Consider the following 23,956-nt stretch of genomic DNA (forward strand, 5'->3'; position numbering starts at 1 on the left):
TGCGGGAAAAACCAAAAAGACCAAGCTAAATCTTCAGAGATCTGCCTTCGAGAACTGTCGGTAGCCGATCGCGAGCGGGACGACCAGCCAGAATGCGAGCATGACCACACCGACCCACGGCGTCTGGTAGAACGCATCGGCCGCGGTTTCATCTGCCAGGCCGATGTCGCCGGGGATGAGCGCGGTCAGACCGGTCGTGTATGCTGCACTCGGTGGCACCTGTGCAAGGATGTAGATCCATTCGGGGTCGTTACTCACGAACGAGAGTTCCCGAGAGATCCATGAGATGCCAACCAAGACGCCACCCCATAGCAATTCGAAGACGAAGAAAAAGCCGATCGTCAGCATCGAGGCGCGGCTGGTCGATCCCGTGAGTGCTGAGAGGCCCACCATAATAGAAATATACGTAAGGACGAAGATGAGCGACATCAACAACAGCGCGCCAAGTGCGACGGGTGCAACCTCGCCCATCAGCGCGGTCCCCAGTGCTGCGCCCGCGACCAGGCCAATGAGCGTCGGGACGACCAGCGTCGCACTTCGGCCCAGCACTTTCCCCAGTAGGACGTCCCGGCGGGTGTGTGGAAGCGAAAGGAGGATCTTGATCGATCCACTTTCGCGCTCGCCCGCGATCGCCTTGTACGCGATCACGATCGCCGTGATTGAGACGAACAGCCCGATCTGGCTGGCGAGGAAGTACGCCAGTCCTTTCGCTGTCTGCTCTTCGATACCCATCTCCGTCGTGAACTCGGCGAACACATAGGCGATCAGCAGCGACAGCAAAATGAAGATCACCGAGAGTCCCCATAGCGCCTTCGAGCGTAACGCGTCCTGGAAGTCCTTCTTCGCGACGGCGAGCGTGCTCATCGTGATCCCTCCGTGTAGCTCATGAATATCTCCTCGAGTGACGTCTCCTCCGTGCGGAAGTCCGTCACCTCGTGACCGGCGTCCTCAAGCGCAGAGAGGACCCGCGTCTTCGAACCGTTGCCGACCGAGACGGTGAGGCCGCCGTCGCGTCGACGGACCTCGGTGACGCCGCTGACGCTTTCGACGACGGCGATCGCGTCGTCGGTGACGGTTGCGAGTTCGACCCGTAGCGTCGCGCCGTCGCCGGCCGCCTCTCGGAGGCCGTCGATGGAGTCCACGGCGACGAGTTCGCCCGCCCGGAGGATGCCGACCCGGTCACAGACGGCCTCGACCTGCTCCATGATGTGGCTGGAGAAGAACACCGTCGCACCGCGCTCGGCTTCCTCGCGGACGATTTCGCGAATCTCCCGTGCGCCGGCAGGGTCGAGTCCCGTCGAGGGCTCGTCGAGGATAAGCAACTCGGGCTCGCCGACCAATGCCATCGCCAGCGTGAGCCGTTGTTTCATCCCCTTGGAGTACTCGCCGGCCTTCCGGTCTGCGGCCTCCGGGATGCCGACTCGCTCTAAGAGCGCGTCGGGGTTGTCGTCGACCTTCTTCGAGTCAATCACGAACTGGACGTGCTGGCGACCGGTGAGTCGGCCGTACACCTGATACCCTTCCGGAAGGACGCCAGTCCGACGGCGGATCTCCTGGGACTGGTCCTGAGCGTCCATACCCAGCACTGTCGCTGACCCGCTCGTCGGCCGGACAAAGTCAAGCAGAATGTTGATCGTCGTGGACTTCCCCGCTCCGTTGGGCCCGAGAAAGCCGAAAATCTCCCCCTCCTTGACCCGAAGGTCGACGCCGTCGAGGGCGAAGATATCGTCCCCAAACCGCTTTCCTAATTCGTTCGTTTCGATTGCTGGCATGTCTCGAACGGCGATACGCCGGATTCCCTCTTATAATCACGTGTCAGGTTTCAGGGCCGGAAGGTCACCTGTCGTTTCAGGTATCGCCGACCGGCTGCCGTCATCACCGTCGCTCGACGCGCCAGGTCGTCGCGTTCGAATAGGCCCACCGCTCGACGTCGAGATCGTCGGCTTCTTCTCTGAGATCCGCGAACAGCTGGCCGATCTCGCGAGTCGAGAGTTCGAGGTCGCGGGCGACGAACTTGCTCTTGAGATAGCACTCGCCCTCGGCCGTCCGGTCGTGGAGGTACGCTCTGAGCCGCTGGCGTTTCGTGTCCGTCGTGGCCGTCATCGGGATCCCTCCGTGACTGGCCGGCGGTCACTCGATCCAGCGATCCAGCCGGCCGCGGGGTCGTGGTACTGGCCGACGACCAGACAGACGACGTTCGCGAGGAGGACGAGTGCGACGACGTCGGCCGACGTCGGCACGACTGCCAGTAACGCGATCGCGACCGGTGGGAAGATCACCGCACCCCAGAACCCGATCGCCAGGACCGCTCGCCGGAGCGTCGATTCGACGGTTCGGTTTCGATCGTCGGGCGGGAGACCAATCCAGTCCATGTTCTCCCCCACGGACCCGTCCCTTCAAAATGTCACGGTAGGTCAAACTCTCCTTTGAGCTTGCCGCCCTTTGCTTCTGCGCCGAGTCCCTTCTCCGAACTCGCTTCGTTCACGGTGTCCTCACACTGGATCGTCGGGTTCGTGCTGTTCGGCCATCCGCTCGGCTTCGCGGACGTATCGGTCCCGTTCCGACTCATCGACGGGTTCCAGCCGATCAGGTTCGATCTCGATGGCGGCCGTCACCTGCTCTTTCATCAGTAACGCGGTCGATCGTTGCTGGGTAACGGCTCGCGAGCCGTCCGGCGTCGCGTAGATGAGTGTCACGAGGTCCTCGTCGTAGAAGTCCCGCTCGACGAGCCAGCACTGAACGGTGTCATCGGTCATGGAAACCCGTTTGTCGGGTAGCGGGTTGTATCCTCCGACCGATCGTCGGCCCGACGACATCGTCGCCCCCACCCATTGATTTCTTGTGATCGGGCCACGTACTGCCAGTGATGGCCGACTGGAGTGATCGTGTCGAGGAGTTGCTCTACGAGGGCGAGGACGTGACCGAGCGCGTCTCGGCCGGCGACGCGCACGTGGTCGTCACGACCCACCGCGTACTGGCGTTCACCCCCGCAATGGAGGGCGAGAACTTCCGCCAGGTCGAACGCCCCAACGTCACCGACGTCGCCGTCAAGTCCGGTGGTGAAGCCCGATTCCTGATGATGGGGCTCAGGACCGGCCTGTTCGGTATCGTCTTTCTCGCCGTCGGGTTACTCGTCGACTTCGGGGCGCTGATGGGCGACATCGATCTCACTGACACCGGCAGTACCGGGCAGTTGGGGATCGGTGGCATCCTCGGGATGGTCCAGGGGATGATCTCGATCATTTACAGTCTCGATGACTACATGCGCATGCTCGGCGCGCTGTTGTTGCTGGCCGCACTGGTTCCCACTGCAGTGTATCTCTACTCCCGGGAGACCCATCTGGTTCTGACGGTGGCTGGGGGCGAGGACCTCCCGATCGCGTCTTCGCCTGCGGACGCCGAGGAGACCCTGGCACGGCTCAGGGAAGCCATCCTGCCCGAGGGCATCCCTGCCGGGAGCGAGAGCCGATGGTCGATCGACCTGCTTGACCGCCTCGGGTGACAGCGAACGCCCACTCCCGTACGGAATGTTGGGACGCCACGTTCAATTTGCTCTGGTCCGTACCTCGGGTCGATGGATTCGGCCGAGGTTCGAACCCGTGCAGGTGATCTCCCGACGGAGCCTGGCGTCTACCAGTTTCTCGACAGCACGCGCGGGGACGCAACTGTGCTGTACGTCGGCAAGGCCGTCGACCTTCGGGATCGAGTCCGGTCGTACGCAGATCCTCGGGGTGAGCGCATCCGGCGGATGGTCGAGCGTGCCGCCGATATCGACGTCGTCGTCACCGACACCGAGACCCAGGCGCTCCTGCTGGAGGCGAACTTCATCAAGCGCTACCAACCACGGTACAACGTCCGGTTGCGCGACGACAAGTCCTACCCGCTCGTCCAACTCACCGACCACCCCACGCCGCGGATCGAGATCACGCGCGATCCCGACGAGGGCGCGGACGTCTTCGGCCCCTTCACCGACAAGAGCCAGGTCGAAACCGTCTGCAAGGCGATTCGGGAAACCTACGGCCTCCGTGGCTGTTCGGATCACAAGTACGCCAACCGCGACCGGCCGTGTCTGGACTACGATATCGGCCTGTGTTCGGCCCCGTGTACGGGCGAGATCAATCCGGCAACCTACCGTGAGGACGTTGCGGCAATCCGGCGGTTCTTCCGCGGCGAGACCGGCGTGCTCGCGGAGCCGATCCGCGCAGAGATGGAGCGGGCCGCCGACTCGGCTGCCTTCGAGCGCGCGGCGAACCTCCGGGACCGACTCGCTGTCGTCGAGTCCTTCCACACGGGGGGCGGTGGGGCCGTCGAATCGACCCAGGACCGGACGACCGACGTGCTGGCCGTCGCCCTGGAGGGAGACGCGGCGACGGTCGCGCGACTCCACAGTACGGGGGGTTCGCTGGTCGATCGGGAGCGTCACGCCGTCGAGACCCCTGACGATCGACGGGCTGGCGACGTCCTCGCCGCCTTCGTCCCGCAGTACTACGCCGAGCGGGAGTTGCCCGATCGACTCCTTCTTTCGGAACGGTTACCGGACGACGACGTTCGCTCCTGGTTGACTTCGGCTGGTGTCGACGTGGTCGTCCCCGGCGCGGGACGGGAAGCGACGCTGGTCGATCTCGCACTGAAGAACGCGAGACGCAAGACGGGACAGGACGACGGCGTGGCCGCGCTCGCTGACGCGCTCGGTCTCGATGCTGCCGACCGCATCGAGGGCTTCGACGTGAGCCACACCGGCGGTGGGAGTGTCGTCGGCAGCGACGTCTGTTTCGTCGACGGCACCCCGGCGAAACCGGACTACCGCCGCAAGAAACTCCCCGAGGGAAACGACGACTACGCAGCCATGCGGTCGCTGATCGGCTGGCGAGCCGAGCGGGCCGTGGCAGGCCGTGACGATCGGCCCGATCCCGATCTGCTCCTGATCGACGGTGGCGAGGGACAGCTCGCGGCCGCTCGCGAGGCGCTCGACGCCGTCGGCTGGGACATCCCCGCGGTCGGCCTGGCGAAGGCCGAGGAGCGCGTGATCACACCCGAGCGAGTCTACAAGTGGGACGACGACGCGCCACAGTTGCAACTGCTCCAGCGCGTCCGCGACGAGGCCCACCGCTTTGCCGTTCAGTATCACGAGACACTCAGGGACGACGTGTCGACGGCACTCGACGACGTCCCGGGCGTCGGTCCCGAACTTCGGACGCGGCTGCTGGGGCGGTTCGGCAGCGTCGACGGGGTGCGGGAGGCGTCGCTGTCGGAACTACGCGACGTCCCAGGTGTCGGTGAAGCGACGGCGAAAACGATACGACGGCAGCTTTGACGTGGGGTTTCGGAGTACTCTCCCGACGTGACCGAGGATTTATTATGCACACGATAATATTATCGCATGCATAATGATCGACCGGGAACCCGAACGGGAATGGCTCATCCCTCGGATCGAAGGCCCAGACCGGGAGACGCTCGTCGTCTACGGACGCCGTCGGGTCGGGAAGACGACACTGGTCACGGAGTCCCTGGCGACAGCCGAGGTAGAATCGGTCTACTATCTCTGTGATCGACGCGGGACATCGGTAAACGCACGGGCGTTCGGCGAACGGTGTGCGAAACACTTCGATGACGTCCCGCCGGCAGTCGATGGCTTCCTCGATGCCTTTCGATACGTGGCTGATCGTGCCGAGGGTCCGTTTGTCGTCGCCCTCGACGAGTTTTCGTACCTCGTCGAGGAGGACGAAACCGTCCCGTCAGTTTTCCAGACTATCGTCGACGAAGTGCTTGCTGGAACAGACGTCTCGCTCATCCTGCTTGGCTCGTCGATTTCGATGATGGAGGACGGTGTCCTGAGTTACGAAAGCCCACTGTACGGGCGGCGGACGGGGCAGTGGCGGATGGAGCCGATGACCGTCGGCGAAGCCGCTGCGTTCTTTCCGCAGTACGATCCCGTCGAGTTGATCGAGACCTATAGCGTTCTCGGAGGGATTCCGGCGTACCTCGAACAGTTCGATCCTGCCAGTGACCTCCAGGATAACATCGAACGGGAGATCCTTTCGAAAGGCGCGTTTCTGTACGATGAACCGGAGTTCCTCCTCCGGCAAGAACTCCGGGATCCGACGACGTACATGTCGATTCTCGAGGCGATCGCGGCAGGAGCGACTCGCGTCACTGAGATCGGAAACGAGATCGACCGCGACGCGAGTTCGCTTTCACGATATCTGGACAACCTCGTCGAGCTCGCGCTTGTCGAGCGGGAAACGCCGGTGACTGATCCTGACGGCCCTGGGGTATATCGACTCACCGATCATTTCGTCCGCTTCTGGTTCCGGTTCTGTCTGCCGAACCGATCACTACTCGAACAGGGTCGTTCGGAACCCGTCCGGGAATCTATCGAGGAGTCGTTCCCGAGTCACGTCAGCTGGACGTTCGAAGACGTCTGCCGACAGGCAGTTCGATCAGCCGCGTTTCCGGTCGACTGCTCGCGCGTCGGGCGCTGGTGGTACGACGATCAGGAAGTCGACGTGGTCGGGATCGACGAGGCGACGGAAACACTGCTGTTGGGGGAATGTAAGTGGACCGTTGAACCAGTCGGCCCTGGATTGCTAGCGGACCTCGAGACGACCGAACCGTCCGTTAGATGGTGTGGTTCGGACCGATCAGTCGTTTACGCGCTGTTTTCGAAGAATGGATTCACCGGGGAGTTGCGGGAGATCGCACTCGACCGTGAAGATCTCATCCTTTGTACCCCGGCGGATGTGCTTGATTGTTTTGAAAGCTAATCGCCACTCGCGGGCGTTCCGACAGTCGCATCGGCCTCCGATCCGACGCCGAGCCATGCCGACGCGGGTTGGCCGAGCGGGACGTGAACCCCGGCGTTGTTCCCGAGGCTGTGGGCGAGCATGTACAGCCCCCACACGAACAGCCAGAGGAAGAGCGCGCCAGCGATTGCCCGCGGGAAGGCGAAGAGATCCGCGAGGCCGGCACTGACGAGCGTCAGCCCGCCGGTCGGACCGATGAGGAACTCGAACCACGGCTTGACGACCAGCGCGATCGACCACATCCCGAGGATAATCCCGAGGAAGATCGTCCACGCGCCGAAAAATGGGTTCAGCGAGCCGACCGGGCCGAGTGCATCGGCGACGAGCATCAGCCCCGGGCCCCACATGAACAACATCCCGAAGGCAGCCATCAGGGTGCCGCCGGTCGAGTCGCCCTTCCGCAACGAGATCAACCCGGCCGCGAACTGACAGATCCCGCCGACCAGACCGATCGAGGCGACCAGCAGTCCAACGTCGGTGCCCCACCAGCCAAGGAAGTCGCCGGCGAATACCAGGTTGATCCCCGCAAGCGGCGCGAATCCGAGCGCCCCCGGGTCGCCCCATTCACTCTGTGCGTCTGATTGTGACATTTCTTGCCTCTACATTTCGTGGCCCCCACTATACAATTTTCGCTCCTCAGGGTCTGTGTGGACAATTATGGGGGATTCCGGGCGTCGGGAGCGTAGATCGGGTCGGGTGCGTATCCAGGGATCCATCTGGATCGGCAGTTGACGCGTCGAAGGGGCGGGATCCATCGGTAATGGCGGTACGGTTTCCCGTCTTCAGTGGGTCTTTACCCCCGGAGTGCGTGTTTTGGGTATGGGCGACCCCAAATCCGACAGCGTTCCGGCGTCCGAGACGGAGTGGCGTGAGGTTTTGACTGAAGAGGAGTACCACATTCTCCGCGAGCGTGGGACCGAACCCAAATTCAGTGGCGAGTACCTCGATGTCGACGACGACGGTGTCTTCCGATGTGCCGGCTGTGGCGCGGCGCTGTTCGATACGGACTCGCAGTTCGAGTCCGGCCACGGCTGGCCGAGTTTCACCGACGTCGTCGAGGACGGCAACGTCGAGACGGAACTCGACACCCGCCACGGCCGCGAGCGGACCGAAGTGCTCTGTGCGGAGTGCGGCGGCCACCTGGGGCACGTCTTCGACGATGGACCGGAGCCGACGGGCAAGCGCTACTGTATCAACTCCGCGGCGCTGGATTTCGAGACCGACGACGAGTGAGCGACCGGCCGGAGGTTTTTTGCACGTATTCGAAGTCAATGGGAGTGTGCCACGAGACGATACCGCGGAGGAACTGAACGAGAGTCCGTCGGGAGACGATACCGCGGAGGAACTGAACGAGAGTCCGTCGAGAGACGATACCGCGGAGGATCTGAACGAGAGTCCGTCACTGGACGATAGCGTAGAGAGATTGAATACGAGTCCGTCACGAGATGATAGTACGGAGGAGACGGACGGGTTGTTCGCCGAGGACTGGCTGGCTGATCTCCGTGACGTGCCGGTAATCCCCGGCGTCGTCGCCGGCGGAGTGGCATGGCTGTTGGGTTACCTTCTCATGGCCGCGCTATTCTTCGTCGGCCCGGCCACGCTGAGCGCCGGGTCGACTGTCGAACGTCTCCGCGGGATCGGGGTGATCTTCTACAACGCACAGTTCGTCAACGGCGCTGAGACTCTCTCCGCAGAGGGTGTCCAGGAGACTGTCCGGTTCAATCTCATTCTGGAACAGACCGTCACTTCGGTCCCCGAACCGGTGTATTTCGCCATTCCCGTCGTCGCGATCCTCGCCGTCGGGGCCGCGGTCGGGTACGTCGCCCTTGAGCACAACGCCGAGTACGTTACGGTCCCGCTGGTCGGCATCGCAATGGTGGCCGGCTATCTCCCGCTCGCCGTGGCCGGGGCGTTCCTTGTGGAACTTCCCGTCGGGTGGGCCTTGGGGACGCTCGTCCTGGAACCGGATTTGCTGGAAGCAACCGCGTTCGGGTTTGCTTACCCCTTCGTTATCGGGTCCGTTGGTGCGCTCCTCGGCTACGCTCTAAAGCAGTGAGTCGCACCGCGATTGGTTATTTCGGGAACGGGAACAGATCGGTCTTAATCTCGTCCCGTCGCCCATCGAGAATGTTAAACCGTTCGTTTCGACGCTGTTCCAACCAGTAGAGCAAGCGCTCGGCCCACTTGAGTTTCCGTCGCTTCTCTTTACTGAGCGAGTCGTCCTCGAAGTCCCACCCGGGGAAGACGAGTTCCTCGGCTCCCAGATGATCGGCCAGAAACGCCGCCCGGTCACCGTCCGTGAACCCGCCGTAGTTCACCACCGATCCGGTCGGCGCGGCCTGGGTCGTCGGGACGACGCTCGATAGGTCCAACGCCGGCACGGACTGCCGGAGTGTACTCACGTTGTCGCCGTGAGCGTGGACGGCCACCGGCACGCCCGCTTTGGTGAACTCCCGCACCGTCTCGGCGTGTTTGTCCAGATCGGTCACCACGAAATCGAGCTCGAATCCGATCTCGCGGAGGCTGTCGGCGCCCGTCGAGGCGGCGACGATGCGGTCCGCCTCGCGAACCACGTCAGCGTCCTCAAGCAGTGACGGCCCGGCCCCCGCGACGGCGACGGTCTCGCCTCCGAAGGCGTCCGGCGCTGGTTCGTACGGCTCGACCGCTCGTCGCTCGTACACTGACGCCAGCCAGTCGCGCGCCCGCTCGTCGCCCGCCCGGTCGTAGCCGAAGTCGTCGAGGATGGCCTCGTAGACCGGCTCCCAGGTGGCAAAGTCCATCACTCGAACGCCTCGGGACCGACGCCCAACTCGTGGCCGATTATCGCCGCGTCTCGCGTCTCGGCCACGTCGTGGGCCCGGATCACGTCGGCACCGCGTTCGACAGCCAGCGCGGTCGCGGCGAGGCTGACCGGCAGCGCCTCCTCGGTCGACCGCCCGACGAATTCCCGGAGGAAGTTCTTGCGGTTGATCGAGACCAGCATCGGCCGACCGAGCTCGCGGAAGTCGCTCAGTCGGTGGAACGTCTCGCGATCGTCTTCGAGCGTCTGGGATTCGCTCCACCCCCCGAAGGCCGGGTCGACGATCGTCTTCTCGGTGAACCCGCCCTGTTTGAGCGCCTCGTAGACCTGATCGACGTAGTCGGCATCGGCCGCCCACTCGGCATCGCAGCGTTCGGTCCAGTCCGTCTCGCCGACGGCTCCCGGCCGTTCGAGGTCCGGTGGGCTGGCCATCTTCACGACGGCGGCATCGTGGGATTCACAGACGGCGGGCATCTCCGGGTCGGCGAAGCCACAGACGTCGTTGACCATGTCGAAGCCACGCGAGAGGGCCTCGTCGGCGACCTCGCTGTAGCGGGTTTCGATCGAGAAGACGGCGTCACCGTCGACGGCGTCGATGGTCTCGATCGCGGTGTCGAGGCGCTCGCGTTCCTCCTCGGCCGAGAGCACGTCGAGGCGCTTGTTGGCCGATTCGAGGCCGACGTCGACGATGTCTGCGCCGGCGTCGATCATGTCCTCGACGTAAGCGGCCGCCTCGTCCGGGTCGGCGAAGACGCTCGGGTCGTACGGCGACTCCTGGCTGATGTTGAGCACGCCCATGATCCGGGGTGGGTGGTCGTCGCCGATCCCGAGCCCTGCGGCGTCCACGTTGTGCATAGTGGGGGCGACGACCGGGACGGCCAAAAACGGTTGGTCCCCGGCGAAGGCGCTCGGCCGTATGGTCTCGTCGGATCCCATCGACATCACTCACTCAAAAATGCAATCAACTCTGTCATTATAAGAAGGAGCAATAACCAAAAATTATTTTTAACTCAGTATGTAATTGCGGCAATTATGTCTGCAAGTGGTGGGCGGCGGGGATTGTTCGCAGTGATCGCGTCGCTTCTCATGATCGTCTCGATGTTGCCGGTAGGGACCGTCTCTGCTGGGACAGTCACCGAAACCGCGGGGAACACAGCGTCGGCTGATACTGTCCCCGAGGTCTCCATGGACGGGCCGCCGGTGGTGTTGAAAGCCCAGGCCATGGAACGGATCGGGAACCTCTCGGCTCCCTCGAACCGTCTTGCATCCGCCAGGGATCGCGCCCGAGCACGCGTGAACGATTCCTTTGCGTATTACCAGGGGCCGAGACGCGTCAGCGACCAGCAACTTTTCGTTGACGACGCCGTCGCGCTACGGGCGCTGGCTGCCTTCGACGGGACGAATCAAAGCAAGCGAATCGGGCAGATCGTCGAGTTGGTAGCGCGAGCGGATAATCAGTCTGCCAGGCAAGTCATCCGTGATGCTGAATCCGCATTCAAGGCGACTGAAGCGGACCTCGGCCCAGGAATGACACATAGTGCTGCGGCGCACATCGACAATGCTCGGCGACAACTCAACCGTGCCGAACGGATTCGTGACCGTGCAGCGGATAACTCGGGTGCCCAGTCCATCCGGACGACGGCACGTGCCGTCCGGACGTACGGCACGGCGCTCAACCAGGCACGGACTGCCTTGGGATTGATCGGTGGCGAGATTGGCCCGGAGGTGACGCTCACCCGACGGACGGATCCGGTCCGCAATGGAAGCGAACGAGCGCGCTATACGCTTGTGGGACAGGTCTCGGATCCGACCGGGCTAGACGCGGTGAACGTCACTGCGACGATCAACGATGATCGGACAGTCGACCTTCCGCTTCGCCGTGGCTACGCCAACGCCACCTTCGCGAAAACGATCAATCTCACCGCCCGTGTGAATACGATCGAAATCTTGGCCGTCGAAAGTACCGACAACCAACAGTCGAACAACGGCAAGCAGAAATCCAAGCAGAAGGGCAAAAAGAAGGGCAAAAAGAAGGGCAACAACGGCAACGGTGGCCAGTCATCCGGGCAGAGCCAGGCGAGCACGGTCGTGCTTCGCCTGGACGGTGACGGCCTGCCCGATACCTACGAGAAGAAAGTGACGGGCACGGATCCGCTGGATCCCGATAGTGACGCGCTCTCGACTGACGTGAACGAGGCCGACAATGGCACGATCGACGGCCACGAGGATTTCGACGGCGATCGTCTGTCAACGATCCGAGAACGCGAACTTGGGACGGATCCACTCGAGGCTGATACTGATGGTGATGGCCTCCCCGATGGCTACGAGCGTTTCGGGACCGGAACGGATCCACTCGATATTGACACGGACGGCGATGGCACTTCCGATGGTGCGGAAGACCTTGACGGAGACGGGTTGACCAACACTGAAGAGTACGACGCTGAGACCTCACCACAGTACGCCGACATCGACGGTGACGGGTTGACCGATCCCCAGGAACTCGCCAACGGGACGGATCCGTGGCAGGCCGACACTGACGACGACGGCCTCGACGATGGCGTCGAACCGACCGACCCGTTCGGGACTGATCCACTGGACCCTGACACCGATGATGACGGTGTCGACGATGGCAACGAGACCTACACGACCATGGCGGGAAACGAAAGTCTGGGGGTCGATGTCGAGTTGACTGGTCAGGGGAACGCTGCAGCCGAAACGACAGTGCAGGAACCGTCCGATGCAATGTTCTCCAAGCGGTTTGGTCCGCCAAACGTCTCAGCATCTTCGTACGTGTCCATCGAAACGCAAGCAGAGATCAATAACGCGACGGTGCAGATCGGCTATGACGGGCGTAACGTAACGAACGAATCGACACTCGGTGTCTACACGTTTAACGAAACGAGGAACACGTATCAACCACTCCCCAGTACCGTGGACCCCGCGAACGACACGGTGACGGCACGAACGGAGCATTTCTCGAAGTTCGTCGTCTTCAATCGGTCAGCGTGGCACGCATTTCTCGACCGCCGCGCGGGGTATCCGGATGAAGATCTTGAATTTGGCGTAATAAATGAGACTTTTGACGACCTCGATGAGTGGACCTGTTCGAATGTTCCACGAGGATCGGACGATTCCCACCTCGATACACCGACGAAAGGCTTCTGTAAAATCGAAGACGGCGCAGCGAAAGTCCAAGAGGAGACGAACCGAGCGAGGTTTCTCAATCGGACGGTTTCCTTACCCAGTTCGCGGGTTCTCGATGGTCGATCATTGCATCTAAAGAGTTCACTACAGGCACACGTCGATGCCCAGTGGTCAAACGCAGCAATCAATCTATATATTTCGCCAGTCAGCGAGACTGGTGCCGGGGCCAACTCCCAGCGGATTTTCACATTGAGTAACGACGGCAGCAACGAAGACGAAACGATCGCTGCCGCACCAACCATAGACATCAGCAAGTTCGCCGGCCAGCAAGTCCGTCTCTCAATCGAAGCAGACGGACGGTGGACTTACCAGAACCAGAATACGACGACGTGGATCAAAGCCGACTACATCAACATCAGTACGGCGAAGGCGGCGGATGAAGACACTGACGGTGACGGAATCCCGGATAGCTTGGAGGAACGTGGCGTCCCACTCTCGAACGGGGAGCGTGTCGACCTCATCTGGCTTTCTAGCAAGAAAAATTCCACCGATGAACCGCTCGGCTACGATACGGACAACGACGGGCTTGCAGATGGCCAAGAAGTGTTGATCGACCAACCGGTGTACGCAGACACGAGCCATCGAGGAAAGACCTTCGTGGGCTACGAGTGGCGGAGCCATCCCAAGACAAAGTTTTCCGATGGGGATGGATTGACAGATGGGATCGAGTACAAGGGGTGGTCAATCGATACGATCAACAAGAGCGGTCAAGCATATCGCTGGGCGAACAGCACCGAGCAACCAGCGAATGGGACACTAGAAGTCTCCTCAGATCCCCAATCCAAGGATTCGGACGGTGATGGACTGACCGATTTCGAGGAGAAGAAATACACATATACGGATCCGCGGAGTTCTGTGACGTATTCACTCTCTCAAGAAAGAGCAGAATTACTTGATGATGTACGAATGCACCGGGATAAAGAGTTCTTGATGGATGTTCTAGGTGTCTCTCCCCAGTTGGCTCGCGGTCGGATCACAGCGCAACCGGGTATCGTTGACGACGCCGGAACTGATTTCGACTTCGTCGTCGATGATTCGGTACCCTCGGGCATATCCAAACCGCAACGAATCCACCGTGTGACGCTCATCGGACTCGATGGCAAGAATCAGACGGATATTTGGATGTCGAACGAGGAAGAAATCAGCTGGACGGCACCTTCAGGATGGGACGCAGAAAAACCGCTTGACCCGTGGGATCCTGACACCGATGACGATGGCCTGACCGACGGTCAGGAAGTGCATGGCTGCTCCGTGGTCACTGGCGGGTGGAATGACCATCAGTATACCTGGGATCGGATTTACAACCCGTCGAATCCAAGTGATCCTGACACGGACGACGACGGTTACTGGGACGGCTTCATTGGCGTCCACGGTGTCGGGTATTCGGACAAGGTGATTCTGTATCGGGAACACTTACACGATAGTGATTCAGGTGTCCCAGCACCGAGCGGGGTTCGCGGGGATGAAACGGTCCCTGAGCAGGCGTTACTGCACGAGGTATCCGGAGAGACGCCGGGCGCTAATATCTACGATAATGAGACTCGGTATCACTCGAAGGTTCACGTCGGTGAGTTGCATTGGGGCACGTCGCCGACTGACGAACACAGCGAACCCGACACGTCCTGGACGATTGAAGTGGATTTCTACGATGGGATCCAACACGAGGCGATCAACACGTCAACGTGGGAAAACGGTATTGAGCAGAACATGCAGTTGTACGGTCTGGACGTGGATCTGATCCGTGACGAAACGATAACCGACCAGATGTTTCGTAACAGTACAGATGAGGAACGGAGAGGCATGCCAGATCAGGAACTAACCGATGGAATCTCATATACACTCCCGGAAGGGGGCAAGGAGTTAGAAACGACATACGGCAATTTCAGCAAATCACGACAGTATATCGACGAATGGCTTCTCGTTGGCCCGAATATACAAAACAAACTACAGCCACGTCCCTTTTACGGAGGGAACCCCATCGGACCGACGATGGCCGTACATGTGACAGATCTCCAATCACTCCGCTCTAATATTTCGGTGCCAGTCCAGCACTCACCCTATCAAGCCGAACTGGCCATGCTGACGGCCGATACCACAATGCACGAAATCGCCCATACGTATTGTGTGGGTCTCGCCGACGATGAGGGTGTGGACATGAACAAGTGCCTGATGGAGAATGAAACCTACAGTGGAAGCAACGCGGATGAAACGCCGGAATACATTTGGAATGAAAAGGAGCGATCGTTGATGAGTGCCATTTCCGAAGAGAAGTTTGGGCAACCGATGAACGGTGAATATTCGATCTTCAGCATTCAGGAGTTGCTAACGATCCATGAACCTGAATAACAAACTCCTCGTTGGGAGTCTCATCTTCGTGGTTCTGGTAGTGGCTGGTGGTTCTATATTTGTCTTCACGGGCGGTATTGGTCACGAAGAGAAACAAGCACCGAACCCACCACCACAACAACATACGGATATCGATTTTGATGGAGATATTTCAACAGATCCACGATTCAATCTCACGGGGACTATTGAGATCAGAGGCATAATCAATGGATATCCCTCTTTCACAAACGTAAGCATCCGACTCTATCGAGACAATGGTTCGATTATCGATAGTCGATGTCTAGGAACCATCTCTGAGGAACAGGCATTGAACGTCTCACTCACGGCCAACGAGTTGCCAAAGTACGTCATCTTTGCGTCGCCCGAATTCTGGACAAAGTCTACTGTGGACGATTTTCAGGTGGATTATTTCTATTACGGAAATGGAAATTATTTGCCGATCACCTGGACGGAGCCATCTGACGTATCGATCGACCTCAAGCGCCATCGACCATGCCAGAATACCGACTAAAGCGGTTGAACCTCGATAATCATACCACAATGCACGAGATCGCCCATTCGTATTGTGTGGGTCTCGACGACGAGGGTGTGGACATGAACAAGTGCCTGATGGAGAATGAAACCGACAGTCAGGTCTGGACACGGACGGTGACGGCTACTGGGACGGCTGGATCGGCGTTTACGATGTCGGATATTCAGATACTGTGATTCTGTATCGAGAGCATTTACAGTCAGGAAATGGCATCGAAGATGACGAGATCGTTCAGGCTCAGGTCGGGGTCCACCACGTCGACGAAGTTTCCTCTGCGGGTGGTGCCGACATCGACGGCGACGAACAGGACGAACATTCGAACGTTCACATCGGTGAGCTCCAGTGGGGGACTGACCCGACCGACGAAACCGACAAACTGGACGAGCAGTTCGAGATCGAGGCCGACTTCCTCGAAGGACCGGCTAATCAAGAGCTCAATACGCCTGAATGGGAGCGCGGGATCGAGGACAACTTCGCGCTCTACGGTATCGACATCGAGATGAACAGAGACGACACGATAACGACACCTGACGGGACTTTTGACATTATCTGGGCGGCCAAGAAATACTTCAGCCCCACCAAGGTGGCCGACGAGCCTCACGACCTGTATCTCATGGCTGGTGGCTCACCGAGGGATTTCATCCCGAACTCGGATGCAGCAGGTGTGAATATCCAGGCCATCCTCAGAACGCACGACGAAGTGCCAGGCTGGGCACGTACCATCGCCAGCGAAATCACTGACGATGCACTCATGGCCTTCACGGAGAACATCAACGCAGGTGCGTTCGCAGACCCGAGCGATTACAACCAGACCCCATACACGAGCGAGTTACAGCTAGTCTCGGCTGGGGTGGGACTGCACGAGCTTGGACACTCCTTCCACATCGGCGAAGCTGATGACACCGGGCCGCTTCCCGGTGGTGAAGTCTATACAGCCGATGAAAATGATGGCACATTGGAAAGAGTGAAGATAAACGGGGATGAACGGCTCGCATGGAGTCTGATGCGATCTGGGTGGAGGCCTAGAATGCTATTCCAATCCAATTCCGCCGCGTATCATGGTTTCAGCCTCGAAGAACTGTCGACCATCCAGCGACCATGACAATGAAAAACCAACTGCATCTACTGCTGGCCATTGGTCTGATCTTGTTCTCCGGGTGTACATGGTACACGTCGGGCCCTTCCCAAGAGGCATCGATCGAATTTTCCGGATCGATCAATGCCTCCGAAGGTGGATTTGTGATGGATGGGGAGTTGGTCAACTATGGTCAAGAATCTCATCAATTCAGCAATGTCACGGTATACCTATATGATGAAAATAAAACCCTCGTCTCAGCAACTCCTCTTGGTGTCCTCCAAGACGACCCACTTTCTACCACAGTGCAATCCGATCGTCTACCAAAGTATGTTATCATATATTCAGAAGAATTCTGGGACGTTGACGAATTCCAGGTTTATTACTTCGTTCAAACAAATCGAAGCGACACGAGCTATCGTGAACACGTAGCTGGCTCGATAGAAGACCTGCCTGTCATACCCGGAACTGAAATGAATACGACAACAGGACGTTCATAGAATGAGACTGGAAGCGACCGAAATCCACGAACTCGGCCATTCGTGCGGCATCGGTGAAGCCGAAGACACCGGGGCGCTACCCGGTGGCGAAGTGTATAGTTGAGATAACGACGACGAAACACCAGAGAATCTATACACGCTGTCAGCTGCTGATTGGAGTATTATGCGTTCTGGTTGGGAAGACGACCTCCTCTTCACCCACAATGGGACTAAATTTCACGTCTGCAGTATTGAAGAACTCACAACGGCCTCGGAGCCCAGATAAGAACCATGGCGTCTACTCGAAAGATCGTCCTCCTCGTCTGTGCGGCGCTACTAGTCTTTGGAGCAGGCTGTGAGCAACTTGATCACACACCAGACCCGAGCGTCAAATTCGATGGCAACATCACCGCGTCAGAAGGAAGCTTCGAGATAGAGGGCCACTTCTACCGATCTGTCGGAAACGAGTATGTTTACGAGAACGTGATGGTGCACTTGCTGGACGAGCGTGAGGAACGGATCGAGTCAGTCCATCTCGGGACGCTCGATGAGCGACTCCCTGTCTCGGTCTCGTCTTCGAGCATTCCAGCGTATGTCATCGTCGATTCGCCCGACTTTTGGCAGCAAAACAATTTCGCCGTGGAATACTTCGAATACAAGGACTGGAAAGGGCTGTCCTACGATCTGCAGTGGGCCAGTAACCGATCGGAGCTCCCGGCCCAACCGTGATACTGGCCATCATATCCCGATCCAGCCAATCAGATCCAAATCCGATGTCGTTCTATCAGAAGTTCTTAATCCGTACCCCATTGACGGGGGCGCTTGAGTTCGCTCGCTGCCTTCTCGAGAGCGAAGTGTATAGCGGAAATCTTGATGATGGCGACCTGACGGATTACGAGGAGAAGACGTTCAACGTCTGGGAGACTGATCTGGTTGAGGACGCTTACCATGATGATAAGTCGAAGCTACACCTCTTCTGGACGACGGACTACGGTTCAGACATTCCAAAATATATCCCCCATGACGTGATCGGCCAGATTCCAAGTTCGGTCGGTGGAATGGAAGGGCACACAGGCTCGCCGGCACAGATCGCGTTCATCGAAGGCGTCTGGAGTACGCCCCATGGGGCTGTGATGTTCGACGACAATTTAGGTGGCCCGGCTGACAAACACCAAGTACTGATGGAAGAGATCGGCCACGGACTGGGTGCGGGCACGGCCGACGATCACACGCTGCGGATCGGTGAGTGTTACAGTGGTGGGACTTGCTATACCGGGGCAGATCAAGATCAGACGCCAGAGAACGTGACTAGATACAACGATGGAAAATGGCCTGTGATGGGGGACGCCAGATATGTGGGTCCACAAAGGACTGCATTTAGTATCGAAGAGTTACTCACAATTGACTTCAATGATATCCCGAGTGTAGATGAATAAAATGGTCTCTCGGCGAGAACTCATCGGATCAGTCGGAGCAGCTATCGCCATGAGCGGGTGTTTCGCTCCAGGAGGGCCAAAACAACGAACATTGTCACTCGAAAATGTGAGTGTAAAAAAAAAAGACGAAGGCGTATTCCAGATATCAGCACGGACGTATTTCAGCGTCAGAAATTTAGACCCAAACGACGCTTTCCACGATATTTCGATTGTTGGGTATACTGAAGGGAACGAGATCGTTTGTCGTCACTCTGTAGAATTAGGCTCAGAACTAAGCCATAAAGTTATAAAAGAGGTCACGTTCACTTGTACGGAACTCCCGAACTATTTGACCACGGCGGTTGAAGAGGATTCCTGTGATTCGACCTTTTTCTCAAAGCATAGAATCACTAGGTCTGATTCAAACATTACGATAGAATACGTTGGTGACCGTCGTTGTGTCGAAAATATAACCACGATTGCTGAGTGAGCTCGTTTATATCCTGATGATTAATCCACACTTGCCGCGGGCAGGGCCGATGACCCAGACTCCAGCCAGTCACATGATTACGATGGCTCAGACCACTCGTCGTCGATCTGCTGCAGGGCCTCGCCCGGCGCGAGCCCTTGCTCGGCCGCGATCGCCTCCGCGAGTTCGTACGCGCGGCGCTCACGAGGACTTTCCAAGTCGCGTGGATTCCCAGCGAAGCGGATCAGTGCCTCGGCGACGAGCAGCCAGTCCTGCGAGCGGAGATCGGGTATGCATTGGGCTGGCCGCGTTCCAGTACAAAAAGGTGCGGTCAGTCGTCACATCGCGCTTTCGAATTTCTCGCACAGCCACGCGACCGCAAGCAACTGACCCCATCGAAACCGTCTCAGAAGAATGCTTAACACAGATCCGTCTGTGGCCTGGTGTATGGCTCGCGAGATGAAGTGTCCGGAGTGTGGCTTCGTCAAATCGTACGACAATATCGCGACGGCTTCCGATCGGTGTCCCCGATGTGACGAACCCTGGGAGCCGAATTACTGAGCAATGTTGTTGCAGTGATCGACTGTCACTATGTGATTGCCGTGAATACGCTCGTGAGGAGTGAGTTGTCTTCAGCCCCCAGGGTGTCGGTGAAATCAGGTCAACGCCTCAGCGAGGAGTCGTAGGTGTCTCGGCGGGTGTGGTTGTCGGGATGTGTGAAGTTACGGCGTCCGTGAGGGTGGGCGTTGCCTCGATCGTCTCCGTCGGCGTAGCGTCGCCGGTCGTTTCACTGCAGCCGGCCAGCGCCAGCAGAATCACGAGGACGAGAGTGAGGAGACGGAGGCGTATATGATCCTCATAACGAACACGACGGGAGGAATCATTACAGGCCGGGCCTCACGACGTGGGGATGCGTATACGACGACGAATGACTTCGGAACCTCTCTCTTCATGGACACGTTCCGGAACAGTAACTTCCAGAATCGGTTCCTCAGCATGGTGACCCACGAAGTCGGGCAGTTGCTGGATGTAGGATTCGCCGGCACAGAACCACAGCCCGAAACAACCGTTCCGACAGCGCGCTCTTTTTGGTCGCCAGGCGAGTACCCCGCGTATGGCCAAGGTTTCGATCGGGTTGCGCGGCTGGCGTTTCGAGGAGGACGACGTGTTCGACGACGATGGGTCGCTCAAGACACTCGTCGAGATGCCACCGGACACCCGGAGTCGCATCCTCCGGCTCACCGCGCTGGTCGGGGAACCGTGTGACGCCTGCTACCTCGAGCACGGCGAGGCAAACGTCGCCGAGTGCAACGTCGGCAGCATCGTCTACGGCGAGCCGACCGGGACCGTGTTGCTGTGTGGCCCCCACGAGTCGGACTTCCTCTACTGGTATCGCGAGGAAGGGGGTAGCGACCTCGCCGGCGAGCCGGAACTCGCCAACGCCTTCCAGGAGTGGTTCGCCGATGGCGGGCGCGCCCCGGCGGGCTACGGCGGCCTGGAGCACGTCGAGGAGGATCGCGACGAACTTCCCGACGTGAATCCGGGCGCGCTCGACTCCCTGGAGGACGAACTCTGTGCGATGGACGAATCCGAACGGGAGGAACTCGACGCCGACGTCGAGGACCTCGACCTCGATATCGACGAATGAACGTGAGCGTCGCCGTCGTCGATGCCCAGACCCCGGGCAACGTCGGGACGATCGCCCGCGCGATGAAGAACTTCGGCCTCTCGGATCTCAAACTGGTCGACCCGCCCGAACTCGATCCCGACGGGGAGGCCTACGGCTACGCCGGTCAGGCCCGCGATGACATCATGCCCAGCGCCGACGTGGTCACCTTCGAGGAGATAGTCAACAACTACCATACCGTTGCGACGACGGCGATCACCAACGAGGACGCGACCAAGCACGTCCGGTATCCCTTCGTGACGCCGCGGGAACTCGGAGAGGAACTCAAGGGAATAGACAGCGACGTCTGCCTGGTCTTCGGCCGCGAGGACGTCGGTCTCTCCAACGAGGAACTCGCCGAGGTCGACCAGATCTGTTCGATCCCCGCCAGCGACGACTACCCGGTCCTGAACCTGGGCCAGGCCGCGACGATCGTGCTCTACGAACTCCGGGCGCTGACCGTCGAGGAGACGCAGCTGCCCGAGATCACCGACCGGGCCGACCAGCCGGCCATCGAGGGGCTACACGACCAGTTCGGGAGCTTCCTCGAGGTGATCGACCACCCCGAGGAGAAGCGAGCGAAGGCCGGCCGGCTCTTCCGGCGGGTGATCGGGCGTGCCCATCCGACAGGGCGGGAGGTTCGGACGTTGCGAGGGCTCTTCAGGCGCGTCGAGCAGAAACTGGAGGACTAGGGTCGGGTTTTGTCGGCCGGGATCGTCTTGAAGTTCCGAACGTCGGCGATCAGATCGGCCAACAAGTGCGCATAGAGGACCGCCGCCGAGAGAACGCCGAAGAAGGGGTCGACGGCCAGCCAGACGCCGGGCACGAGCACGCCAGCGATGACGACGTGACTGATCAGCCGGTGGTAGGGGCCAAGCTCGTCCGCCTCGAAGATCGTCGCGGGGTCGGTGACGACGATCCAGGGTGCCCGGAGGACGCGACGGAGTGGGTCCAGGCTCCCTGAAAGCAGCCACGCGAGCACGAAGTGATCGAGGTCGATCAGTACGCCCAGCGCCACGCCATAGCCCACCGCGAGCGCGGGATCGACCGTCGGTTCGACGGCCAAAACGACCCCGCCAGCGACGACCAGCGAGATGGCGGCGTGAGCGCGTGAGTACATGGGAAGGAGTTTCCGGTCGGGCAGGGCGATCAGGCGCGTTTCTGGATCTCCTCGCGGAGCACGTCGCTGACGACATCGCCATCGGCTTTCCCCCGGAGTTCGCCCATACACTCGCCCATCAGCCCGGAGAAGGCACCCATCCCCTCGTCCTCGATCTGGCTTGCGTTGCGTTCGACGACGGTGACGACGGCCTCGCGGACTTCGTCCTCGCCAGCACTGCCGAGCCCCTCTTGCTCGGCTGCCTCCTCGGCGCTCAGGTCGGGGTTCTCCGCGAGGGCGGCCAGCAGATCCGGGACGCCCTCCTTGGCCAGTTCATCCTCGGCCAGCAACCCGAAGACCGACTGGAAGTGATCGTCCGTGAGGTGCTCGACCGGCGCGCCGTCCCGCCGGATCTCGGTGACGGTCGATTCGACCGTCTGGGCGGCCAACGTAGCGTCGACCCCTGACTCGACGGCTTCTTCGAACAGTTCCCACCGCTTCCCGTAGGCGACTTGTTCGGCCAGGCCGGCGTCGAGATCGAAGTCTTCCTGGTAGCGCTCGGTCTTCTCGGTGAGGAGTTCGGGCGTTTCGACTTCCTCCGGGTCGGGTTCGACCGGCGGGACGTCGGTTTCGGGGTACATCCGCGCCGCGCCGGGCAAGGGTCGGAGATATCGGGTCGTGGCTTCTTCAGTGGCGTCGCGGGTCTCCTCGGGGACGCCGTCCATCGCGGTCTCGGCCCGCTCGGCGACGGCTTCGATCGACTGCTCGGCGATCTCGGGCGCGTCGGCGACGATGGCGACCGCGTCCTCGCTCTCCTCACCAGTGACGGCGTCGGGATCGAGGTCGACGGCCTCGGCCAGCGCTTCGACTTCAGCCTCGGTGACGCCGTAGGCCGGCAGTTCGTCGGTGTGGAAGATTCCGCCGGCCCCGTGGCGCTTGGCGTGATCGGAGAACTCGGTTCCCAGGCGACGGTCGGGCTGGATCTCCTGGCCGACGAGGCCGCCGAAGCCGGGCAGGGCGACGGCCCAGACGTCACCGCCATCAGTGAGTGCGCCCTGGATGACGCCGCTGTCGGTCCCCTCGAAGATTTCGGTCACGGCCTGTGGATCACCGACCGTGGCGTCCCGGTCGTCGAGTTCCTCGGCAATGTCGAGCAGTTCGGCCTGGCGGCCCACTTCATTGCGGACAATCGCCTCGATGTCTTCGAGACTCTGGACGCCTTTGATCTCGACGCGTGCTCCCTCGGCGATCGAGACGTTGACGTCCTGGCGGATCGTCCCGAGGCCGCGCCGCACTTGGCCGGTCGAGCGCAGGAGCATCCCGATGCGTTCGGCGGCCTCCTGGGCCTGTGCTGGCGAGCGGATGTCCGGGTCGGTACCGATCTCGACCAGGGGGATCCCGAGGCGGTCGAGGCTATAGCGCACGCCCGAATCGGTCTCCTGGACACGCTGGGCGCTCTCCTCTTCGAGCATGAGGTCCTCGACGCCGACCGGCCCCTCGCTGGTTTCGATCTCGCCGTCGGTCGCCACCATCATGGTGCGCTGGAACCCGGAGGTGTTCGAGCCGTCGATGACGAGTTTGCGCATGACGTGAACCTGGTCGACAGCGCGCATGTCGAGTAACTGGGCGATCTCTAAGGCGACGGCCATCGCTTCGTCGTCGACTCGATGGGGCGGTTCGTCGTCGGCCTCGACGAGACAGGTCGAATCGTAGGTGAGGTACTCGAACTCGCGTTCGACCTGACTCTCCTCGAGTGCGGCCTCGTCGAGTTCGCCGAGTTCACTCTTCGTTGGATGGAGGTATCGCGTAATGGTCGTCGTCGATTCGTCGGGCTCGCGGAGGGTCGTCGGGCACTCACAGAACAGCTTCGCCGCCGTGTCGAGTTGCTGGTGAATCTCGAGGCCCGCGACCAGTCCAAGGGCCTCGTAATCGAAGTCCTCAGTCATTAGGGGAGAGTGACACGCCGGCGGGGAAAAACGCACCGTTGTTGGCGTCATCTACCAGGACACTGCGATGCAATGACTGGCTATGCCGTCGTCATGTGATCTGGGATGGGTGCCTCCGAAAC

The 23,956-nt window shown here is 60.2% G+C and carries 23 protein-coding genes and 1 pseudogene; 14 read left to right on the top strand and 10 right to left on the bottom strand.

What is annotated here, in order from left to right:
* Nucleotides 1-33: 33 nt before the first annotated feature.
* From HUTA_RS12915 to HUTA_RS12935, 5 genes are all read right to left on the bottom strand, one after another.
* Nucleotides 34-864 (bottom strand): ABC transporter permease subunit, encoded by an 831-nt coding sequence (locus HUTA_RS12915; protein WP_015790357.1) that lies wholly within the window; start codon nt 862-864, stop codon nt 34-36.
* Nucleotides 861-1,772, bottom strand: coding sequence for an ABC transporter ATP-binding protein (locus HUTA_RS12920; RefSeq protein ID WP_015790358.1), 912 nt, complete (start codon nt 1,770-1,772; stop codon nt 861-863). Before HUTA_RS12920 ends, HUTA_RS12915 begins: the two co-directional genes overlap by 4 nt.
* Nucleotides 1,773-1,875: 103 nt before the next feature.
* Nucleotides 1,876-2,103, bottom strand: coding sequence for a DUF7123 family protein (locus HUTA_RS12925; protein ID WP_015790359.1), 228 nt, complete (start codon nt 2,101-2,103; stop codon nt 1,876-1,878).
* Complete coding sequence (locus tag HUTA_RS12930) at nt 2,100-2,372, bottom strand: hypothetical protein (protein WP_015790360.1); 273 nt, start codon at nt 2,370-2,372, stop codon at nt 2,100-2,102. Before HUTA_RS12930 ends, HUTA_RS12925 begins: the two co-directional genes overlap by 4 nt.
* A gap of 120 nt (nt 2,373-2,492) precedes the next feature.
* Complete coding sequence (locus HUTA_RS12935) at nt 2,493-2,756, bottom strand: hypothetical protein (RefSeq protein WP_015790361.1); 264 nt, start codon at nt 2,754-2,756, stop codon at nt 2,493-2,495.
* 110 nt (nt 2,757-2,866) lie between these two features.
* Between HUTA_RS12935 and HUTA_RS12940 the strand changes: the two genes are divergently transcribed.
* The 3 genes from HUTA_RS12940 to HUTA_RS12950 all read left to right on the top strand — a co-directional run bounded on the left by HUTA_RS12940 (nt 2,867) and on the right by HUTA_RS12950 (nt 6,764).
* A complete protein-coding gene (locus HUTA_RS12940; RefSeq protein WP_015790362.1) occupies nt 2,867-3,502 on the top strand; it encodes a hypothetical protein in 636 nt (211 codons plus the stop codon).
* A 72-nt stretch (nt 3,503-3,574) separates the two neighbouring features.
* Nucleotides 3,575-5,314, top strand: coding sequence for an excinuclease ABC subunit C (locus HUTA_RS12945; RefSeq protein WP_015790363.1), 1,740 nt, complete (start codon nt 3,575-3,577; stop codon nt 5,312-5,314).
* Nucleotides 5,315-5,387: 73 nt separating this feature from the next.
* Entirely contained in the window at nt 5,388-6,764 is a 1,377-nt protein-coding gene (locus HUTA_RS12950; RefSeq protein WP_015790364.1) for an ATP-binding protein, read from the top strand.
* On the opposite strand, the gene HUTA_RS12955 is transcribed toward HUTA_RS12950, so the two are convergent.
* Nucleotides 6,761-7,393 carry an acetate uptake transporter family protein gene (locus tag HUTA_RS12955; protein WP_015790365.1) on the bottom strand — a complete coding sequence of 211 codons (633 nt, stop codon included), beginning with the start codon at nt 7,391-7,393 and terminating at the stop codon, nt 6,761-6,763. The genes HUTA_RS12950 and HUTA_RS12955 overlap by 4 nt on opposite strands.
* Before the next feature lie 229 nt (nt 7,394-7,622).
* Here HUTA_RS12955 and msrB point away from each other — a divergent pair, with 229 nt between their 5' ends.
* Together msrB and HUTA_RS12965 are read left to right on the top strand one after the other, a co-directional pair.
* Nucleotides 7,623-8,036 carry a peptide-methionine (R)-S-oxide reductase MsrB gene (msrB, locus tag HUTA_RS12960; protein ID WP_015790366.1) on the top strand — a complete coding sequence of 138 codons (414 nt, stop codon included), beginning with the start codon at nt 7,623-7,625 and terminating at the stop codon, nt 8,034-8,036.
* Nucleotides 8,037-8,082: 46 nt separating this feature from the next.
* A complete protein-coding gene (locus HUTA_RS12965) occupies nt 8,083-8,859 on the top strand; it encodes a hypothetical protein (protein ID WP_143920383.1) in 777 nt (258 codons plus the stop codon).
* A gap of 16 nt (nt 8,860-8,875) precedes the next feature.
* Here the strand turns inward: HUTA_RS12965 and HUTA_RS12970 are convergent, their stop codons facing one another.
* Both HUTA_RS12970 and folP read right to left on the bottom strand, forming a co-directional pair.
* Entirely contained in the window at nt 8,876-9,583 is a 708-nt protein-coding gene (locus HUTA_RS12970) for a 6-hydroxymethylpterin diphosphokinase MptE-like protein (RefSeq protein WP_015790368.1), read from the bottom strand.
* Nucleotides 9,584-9,618: 35 nt separating this feature from the next.
* A pseudogene (gene folP / locus HUTA_RS12975) lies at nt 9,619-10,458 on the bottom strand (dihydropteroate synthase); the annotation flags it as partial.
* On the opposite strand from folP, the gene HUTA_RS12980 reads away from it, so the two are divergent.
* The 9 genes from HUTA_RS12980 to HUTA_RS13020 all read left to right on the top strand — a co-directional run bounded on the left by HUTA_RS12980 (nt 10,414) and on the right by HUTA_RS13020 (nt 21,481).
* Nucleotides 10,414-15,153, top strand: a complete 4,740-nt coding sequence (locus tag HUTA_RS12980; protein WP_143920384.1) for a hypothetical protein — start codon at nt 10,414-10,416, stop codon at nt 15,151-15,153. The pseudogene folP and the gene HUTA_RS12980 overlap by 45 nt on opposite strands.
* The gene (locus tag HUTA_RS15400; RefSeq protein WP_015790371.1) at nt 15,140-15,664 is read left to right on the top strand and encodes a hypothetical protein; all 525 of its coding nucleotides are present in this window, start codon (nt 15,140-15,142) and stop codon (nt 15,662-15,664) included. Before HUTA_RS12980 ends, HUTA_RS15400 begins: the two co-directional genes overlap by 14 nt.
* A gap of 29 nt (nt 15,665-15,693) precedes the next feature.
* Nucleotides 15,694-15,861: a hypothetical protein gene (locus HUTA_RS15675; RefSeq protein WP_169304900.1), complete on the top strand. Its 168-nt coding sequence runs from the start codon at nt 15,694-15,696 to the stop codon at nt 15,859-15,861.
* Nucleotides 15,858-16,787 (top strand): hypothetical protein, encoded by a 930-nt coding sequence (locus HUTA_RS15970; RefSeq protein ID WP_015790373.1) that lies wholly within the window; start codon nt 15,858-15,860, stop codon nt 16,785-16,787. Before HUTA_RS15675 ends, HUTA_RS15970 begins: the two co-directional genes overlap by 4 nt.
* A 140-nt stretch (nt 16,788-16,927) precedes the next feature.
* On the top strand, nt 16,928-17,260 hold the full coding sequence (locus HUTA_RS12995; protein ID WP_169304901.1) for a hypothetical protein: 333 nt from the start codon (nt 16,928-16,930) through the stop codon (nt 17,258-17,260).
* A gap of 270 nt (nt 17,261-17,530) precedes the next feature.
* A complete protein-coding gene (locus tag HUTA_RS13000; RefSeq protein WP_015790376.1) occupies nt 17,531-17,968 on the top strand; it encodes a hypothetical protein in 438 nt (145 codons plus the stop codon).
* Nucleotides 17,965-18,675 (top strand): hypothetical protein, encoded by a 711-nt coding sequence (locus HUTA_RS13005; protein WP_143920385.1) that lies wholly within the window; start codon nt 17,965-17,967, stop codon nt 18,673-18,675. The genes HUTA_RS13000 and HUTA_RS13005 overlap by 4 nt, the downstream gene beginning before the upstream one ends.
* Before the next feature lie 1,562 nt (nt 18,676-20,237).
* Entirely contained in the window at nt 20,238-20,771 is a 534-nt protein-coding gene (locus tag HUTA_RS13015) for a hypothetical protein (RefSeq protein WP_015790378.1), read from the top strand.
* On the top strand, nt 20,768-21,481 hold the full coding sequence (locus HUTA_RS13020; protein ID WP_015790379.1) for an RNA methyltransferase: 714 nt from the start codon (nt 20,768-20,770) through the stop codon (nt 21,479-21,481). The genes HUTA_RS13015 and HUTA_RS13020 overlap by 4 nt, the downstream gene beginning before the upstream one ends.
* On the opposite strand, the gene HUTA_RS13025 is transcribed toward HUTA_RS13020, so the two are convergent.
* Complete coding sequence (locus HUTA_RS13025) at nt 21,478-21,909, bottom strand: hypothetical protein (RefSeq protein WP_015790380.1); 432 nt, start codon at nt 21,907-21,909, stop codon at nt 21,478-21,480. The two genes, HUTA_RS13020 and HUTA_RS13025, sit on opposite strands and share 4 nt — an antisense overlap.
* Nucleotides 21,910-21,938: 29 nt before the next feature.
* On the bottom strand, nt 21,939-23,834 hold the full coding sequence (gene gatE, locus HUTA_RS13030; RefSeq protein WP_015790381.1) for a Glu-tRNA(Gln) amidotransferase subunit GatE: 1,896 nt from the start codon (nt 23,832-23,834) through the stop codon (nt 21,939-21,941).
* Nucleotides 23,835-23,956: the final 122 nt, after the last annotated feature.

Source organism: Halorhabdus utahensis DSM 12940 (assembly GCF_000023945.1).
Lineage (GTDB): Archaea > Halobacteriota > Halobacteria > Halobacteriales > Haloarculaceae > Halorhabdus > Halorhabdus utahensis.